Source organism: Halochromatium sp., assembly GCF_054919635.1.
Window position 1 is genome coordinate 1 of record NZ_JBUDPI010000321.1, and the last position, 4260, is coordinate 4260.

5 protein-coding genes are annotated in these 4260 nt (G+C 63.0%); 3 read left to right on the forward strand and 2 right to left on the reverse strand.

The annotated features are described in order from the left end of the window. On the reverse strand, positions 1–277 hold a 277-nt coding region (locus ACY693_RS15780; protein WP_462322768.1), incomplete at its 3' end, for a nitrogenase component 1. A 107-nt stretch (positions 278–384) separates the two neighbouring features. Next, a complete protein-coding gene (nifE, locus tag ACY693_RS15785) occupies positions 385–1944 on the reverse strand; it encodes a nitrogenase iron-molybdenum cofactor biosynthesis protein NifE (protein WP_462322769.1) in 1560 nt (519 codons plus the stop codon). Between the two features lie 588 nt (positions 1945–2532). Here nifE and ACY693_RS15790 point away from each other — a divergent pair. The 3 genes from ACY693_RS15790 to ACY693_RS15800 form a co-directional block, all read left to right on the forward strand. After that, on the forward strand, positions 2533–3426 hold the full coding sequence (locus ACY693_RS15790) for an SIR2 family protein (protein WP_462322770.1): 894 nt from the start codon (positions 2533–2535) through the stop codon (positions 3424–3426). Between the two features lies 1 nt (position 3427). Then, positions 3428–3709: a N(2)-fixation sustaining protein CowN gene (gene cowN, locus ACY693_RS15795; protein WP_462322771.1), complete on the forward strand. Its 282-nt coding sequence runs from the start codon at positions 3428–3430 to the stop codon at positions 3707–3709. Between the two features lie 360 nt (positions 3710–4069). Next, positions 4070–4260, forward strand: a 191-nt coding sequence (locus tag ACY693_RS15800; protein ID WP_462322772.1) for a BrnT family toxin, incomplete at its 3' end; no start/stop codon positions are given.

Here is a 4260-nt window from a genome sequence, read left to right on the forward strand (position 1 = left end):
TGGTCTGCATCGGCATCGGCTCGCGGAAGTGCTGGATGAAGAAGATCTTGCCGAACGCCGTGCAGCCTTGCGAGCCGTGCAGCATGGGGATCGCCCGACGCATGCCGAGGAAGGCCAGGGTCGCACCGAGCGTCGAGCTCGCCTTGAGCGGGCCGACCGAGAGGGCCTTGTTGCGCTTGACGATGATGGGACCGGGTTGCGTCGGCGTTTGGGAAACCCGAAGCGCATCTTGGGATTTTCCAGTGCCATAGGGAACGCGGGTCGTCGGCTCAGACATGGGCAATCTCCGCTTCAATTCGGCCTTGGGCGAACGCGGCTACCGCGTTTGAATTGGCGATTATCGGGGTCGGGTCCGCAATTTTTGCCGCCAGGGTTGATTGGGAGTCAGCCATGGGCCGCCTCCGCTGCTGGCTTGGCAGCTGCGCTACCCTGCTTGGCGCCTGAGGCGGTAGCGGCATTGGTGTTGGCTTCGGCGTTCACTCCGGTTCCCGGCTTGCTTTCGGCGCTCGCTCCAGTCTCGGTGTCTGGCGAATGGACCACAGACGCACCGGCCGCGGCTCCGTCGCTAGCGCTGCGCCAGGGTGGTGCGCTGCGCACCGCGGCCCAGATCGGGCTCTCGATGGTCAGGCACATCTGCCGCGCCAGCTCGAGCATGCCGTCGTAGCCGGCATAGCCGAATTCGCGCTCCTGATTGATATCCAAGAACGGGATGCGCGCCTTCAGCGCGGTGTATTGGTTGCGCCCACCGGCAACCAGCAGGTCAGCGCCCTGCTGGTGGTAGAGATCGAGCAGGTTGCGCGGGTTGCCGTCCTCGATCATCACCGCCTCTTCGCCCATCAGCTCGCGGATGCGCGCCTTGTCGTCCCCGGTCGACTTGCGCGTGCCAGTCGCGACCACGCTCATGCCGAGATCCTGCAGCGCCGAGACCACCGACCAAGACTTGACGCCACCGGTGTAGAGCAGCACGCGCTTGCCGCGCAGGCGCTCACGCCAGGGCTCCAGCTCGACATCGATGCGCGCTTCCTCGCGTGCGATCAGCGCCTCGGTGCGTGCGCTGAGATCCGGGTCGCCGATCAATCGGGCGAAGTCGCGCAAGGCCCGCGAGACATCAGCGACGCCATAGAAGCTGCCCTCGAACCAGGGCGTGCCGAAGGCCTGCTCGAGCTTGCGCGCGACGTTGATCATGGCCTTGGAGCAGACCATCATGTTGACCTCGGCGCGGTGCATGGTCTGCACCTCGTGGAAGCGCGCATCGCCGGAAAGGGTGCAGAGCACGCGGACGCCGAGGTCGTCGAACAGCGGCATCACCCGCCACATCTCGCCAGCGATGTTGTACTCGCCGATCAGCGCAACATCGTGCGCCTTGAAGCCGGGCCGCTCGATGTCGGCCGGGATCGGGTCCGGCTCGCGACCGCCACAGACCTGCTTGACCATGGTCTCGCCGGCGATGCGATTACCGAGGTTCTTGGTGCCGTAGAAGCCAGCGGCATCGACCGAGATCACCGGCTTGCCGAAGCGCTCGGCCGCGGCCTTGCAGACCGCGTCGACGTCGTCGCCGATCAAGGCCGGCACACAGGTGTTGTAGACGAAGACCGCGGCCGGGTCGTAGCTCTCGATGGCCTGCTTGATGGAGTGAAACAGCCGCTTCTCGCCGCGGCCCATGATCACGTCCTGCTCGGTCAGGTCGGTCGTCATGCCCAGCTTATAGAGGGTGGGGCCGGTCGAGCGGCTGCCGCGGTTGTCCCAGGCGCTGCCGGCGCAGGCGATGGAGCCGTGCACGATGTGCGCGACATCGCCGATCGGCAGCAGTGCGATCTGGGCGCCATCAAAGGCACAGCCACCGGCGGTCGCGCCCGGCTTGGGCTTCGCGCAGCCGGACTTGGCCTTGGTGTTGTGCTCACAGGCGGGCTCGTCCAAGAGCGCGGCGATGTCTTTTTGCTTCATTCCACAGGGTCTCGGCGGCTTGAGCGTTTGCGCGGGCGTGCTGACGGAGGCCCTGAAGCAGAGACCGTGCCACCGAGTCTCGAGACAGGTGTTTGTGCCCCTGATCGTCGACTGATCAGCAACTTAGCAAAGCGGCTAGCGAGCATTGTCGCGCTGCGGCGATTGTCGCAAAACGAACAAGGTCATCGCGTTGCGGCCTTTGCAACAGCGACTAGAATGGCGTTCAGGTGCGCAAAGATTGAGGGCGCGGACCATCCGGTGGTTATCTCGGGGGCTATACCCATCGCACCGCCGTCTCCGACGCGCGACAGCTCGAATTCGACGGCGATACCGTCGCACTGAGCGATACGGACGACGCAGACGGCACGCCGCTAAACTCTAATGTTGTGCGTAGTGAGAATCGTCGCGATCCGTTGTGAAGATCACTGTCACCGAACATGCTCGGAAGCGTTGCGGGCGGTCGATGTCCGGCTTGAGTGCAGGCGCGGACGACGCTGTTTAGACTCCTCGGCGGCGCACGGGCGTTGCTGGCACTGCCTTTGCATCCTGTAGTGGATCGCCTTTCAACGCCCTCAGGACGGAGTCCTAATGCCAGCCGAGCTTTCCGACCTTGCCGACGCGATGCGCCGCGGTGATCTGATCCCTTATTTAGGGCCCGGCGCGTTGGCGTCCGTTGTTGATGCCGAGTCTGGTGCCGCGATGCCGGCCGACAGCGATAGCCTGATTCTAGCGATGAACAAGGGTCGGCCGATGTCAAAGCGGCTGATGTGGGAGTTCCCGCGCGCGGCGATGGACGTCGAGCTCAAGCGCGGCCGCAGTGCGGTGACCCGCTTCCTCGATAGCACCTACGGTCAGCGTCGCTGGACACGGGCCCCGGTGCATGACTGGCTCGCCGAGTTGGCACCGCAGTATGTCATCGACATCAATCGCGATACCCAGCTGCAGGACTCCTACGCGGATCGCCCGCATACCTTGATCCGCGGGATCGCGCGCATTGGAGGAACCGATTATCGCTTCCGCATTCACGCCTATGATGGCGATCGCTATCAGGAGATCGAGCAGGATCAGGTCGACACCTCATTGCCGATCCTGTTCAAGCCGCTTGGCAGTCCGCGGCCGGATGCGACCTATATCGCCTCGGATGCCGACTTCGTCGACTACCTGACCGAGCTGATGGGTGGCTTCGGGCTACCGGGCTTCCTCAAAGAATACCGGGTCGGGTGCCAGTACCTGTTCCTGGGACTGCGGCTGACGCGCGACACCGAGCGCATGGTGCTCTCGGATGTGATCTATGCCGCCGGCGAGCCAGCCGGTTGGGCGTTGATTCCAGAGCCAACCGAGAAGGAGCGGCGTTACTGCGAGAAGAAGACTATCCAGCTCGTCGAGGCCGACATCGATGACCTGCTCGCTGCCGATGGTTTTTCTGCCAACGAAGGCGCGAGCGACGATGCGGCTGCGGCTTCAGCCGAGGTGGGGTGCTGAGGTGCTCGAGCGTCCTGACCGCTATATCAGCTTCCGCGACATCGACTGCGATGGCAACGCCGAGCGCTTCGTCACCGCCTTACGCACGGCCATGCGCGCCGGTGAGCGCGATGATCCGTTCTGGAGCTACTTCGAGGCCAAGCTCGAGGGCCGCAACGGCCCGCAGCATGATGCGCTCTATCATATCCACTGTCATCTGAACCACCTGCGCGAGCTGCTCGAGCGCTGGGATGAGACCGAGCTGGAGACGATGCTCGAGGTGCTTGAGGTCGAGTGCTGCTAGCGCGGGAGGGAACGCCCATCTGCAATACCGATTACGCCGACGGCAACCGGTCATACTGCGATGGAAGGACCCAAAAAACATGCTCACCACACCACGCATGCTCGATTTACGTCCCGCAGATCTCCAGCATCGCCGCCGGTTTTCGCCGCCCCAGTGCCATCTGCCTGAGCCTCGGGGATACAATCCCCTATCGTCGCCGAGGGCTGTGCTGAATTCAGGCGCCGTGCAGGGAGCGGATTAGTCCAACAAGGCGCTCAACTCGGACCGCCTCAGGCGCTGGCGCTCCTTCGACGGACCGCGGTTAGCGCATGCGTAAGCTGCGGAGAGTGCAAACGGCACACATTGTGCTAAGTTTGTCGTATGAAGCTGATCACATGGAATCCAGAAAAGAACGCTCTTCTGAAGGCAGAGAGAGGGGTTTCATTTGAAGATGTGGTGTTTCATATGATGGCGGGTGACATCCTTGACACCATAGAACATCCGAATAAAGAACGTTACCCAGGGCAACAAATCCATGTGGTTGCCATTGAGGATTACGTTTACCTCGTGCC

Excerpts from the sequence above, each read along its gene's own strand:
- nifE (WP_462322769.1), bottom strand. The coding sequence starts at position 1,944 with ATGAAGCAAAAAGACATCGCCGCGCTCTTGGACGAGCCCGCCTGTGAG.
- ACY693_RS15790 (WP_462322770.1), top strand. The coding sequence starts at position 2,533 with ATGCCAGCCGAGCTTTCCGACCTTGCCGACGCGATGCGCCGCGGTGAT.